The sequence below is a fragment of the Nitrosomonas communis genome (genome assembly GCF_900114745.1).
Taxonomy (GTDB): Bacteria; Pseudomonadota; Gammaproteobacteria; order Burkholderiales; family Nitrosomonadaceae; genus Nitrosomonas; species Nitrosomonas communis_A.
Genome location: NZ_FOUB01000174.1, coordinates 1 through 1,465 on the forward strand (window position 1 = coordinate 1; position 1,465 = coordinate 1,465).

General features: G+C 53.2%; 1 protein-coding gene. It reads left to right on the forward strand.

Features of this window, described 5'->3' with window-relative positions; translation table 11 throughout:
- Positions 1-71: 71 nt before the first annotated feature.
- Entirely contained in the window at positions 72-1,115 is a 1,044-nt protein-coding gene (locus BM122_RS21215) for an IS110 family RNA-guided transposase (RefSeq protein WP_074907656.1), read from the forward strand.
- The last annotated feature ends 350 nt before the right edge of the window (positions 1,116-1,465 follow it).

The window sequence follows — 1,465 nt, forward strand, 5'->3', positions numbered from 1 at the left end:
AGAGCAATGGAATGGACTCCTCCACCCTGCTAGGGGTACGGTAGCAATTTCAACTTAAACAGGAGACCAACATGAAACAAATCGCTGTTGTCGGCATTGACCTTGCCAAGAATATCTTTCAGGTTCACGGCACCGACGCTACCGGTCACGCAGTACTGACAAAAAAGCTGTCACGCAGCCAGGTGATCGAATTCTTCGCTAAACTCACGCCTTGCCTGATCGGCATGGAAGCCTGTTCATCAGCTCATTACTGGGGACGACGGCTGGCTGAAATGGGCCATACCGTCAGGCTTATGCCACCGCAATATGTCAAACCGTATGTAAAAACGAACAAGAACGACGCGCGTGATGCCGAAGCGATCTGTGAGGCCGTAACACGCCCGAACATGCGCTTTGTTCCAATCAAGAGCGAGCAGCAGCAAGCCGTGCTCGTATTGCACCGGATTCGGGGCGGCATCATCAAACAGCGCACGGCGCTGGCCAACCAAATTCGTGGCCTGTTGGCAGAGTTCGGGGTCATTGTGCCGCAAGGCTTTAAACAGCTCAACATTCGCCTGATACAACTCCTGAGCGAGCCGAACAGCACGTTGCCAGTCAATCTGCGCCAGACCTTCTCATCATTGTTCCAAGAACTGGTTAATCTCACGAAACGTACCAAGGAATTCGACAAGCAAATCGAAACCCATCTGCAGACAAGCCAAGAGTGCAGGCGCGTCCTTCAAATCGAGGGAGTGGGTCCCCTGACGGCAACGGCAATCGTTGCCTCCGTGGGCGACATTCGGAATTTCAAGAGTGCCCGTCAGTTCGCCGCCTGGCTCGGCCTGGTACCCCGACAAAACTCCAGTGGCGGGAAAACTCAGTTGCTCGGCATCAGTAAACGCGGCGATACGTATTTGCGATGGCTGCTGGTTCATGGTGCGCGTGCGGCTCTGAGTTATGCAAAACGGGCTGATAAGCTCACCGATTGGCAACAAGCGATGCTGCAGCGAAAGACGCTCAACAAAGTCGTCGTAGCGATGGCCCACCGAACGGCACGCAGAATCTGGGCAGTGTTAGCAAAGGATTGTGCCTACGATCCGAGTTACCCGCAGCGGTCAGCTACTGCGACGCGCTAGTTGAAACGCCCGCCTGCACGCTATGGATAACTCTAGACGCTTTAGGATGACAACGAGCTTGCCTTGTGGTGAATGCTATGGATGAATGAAGGCATGAGAAGGACGTAAATGAATTCTTTGATTTGCAGTGTAATTTCGAGTGATGGCAAAGCGGACACATCCGCAGTTGGGCAGCCTGACGTATGAACAGTGGCAATGACCACGACAGAGCGATGAGGCCCCAGCCGCGAATTTCCATCAAGGTCAGGGAGACAAGAAAGCTCCCGTTACAGGCCGGATATACGAGTGCAAGTGTTTCAGCCATGCCAGATCAAAAAAATTTCACGCAAAACGGAGGAGTCCATATACGT

What these genes read in the sequence shown, in the direction of transcription:
- BM122_RS21215 (WP_074907656.1), top strand. Translation starts at nt 72, where the DNA reads ATGAAACAAATCGCTGTTGTCGGCATTGACCTTGCCAAGAATATCTTT.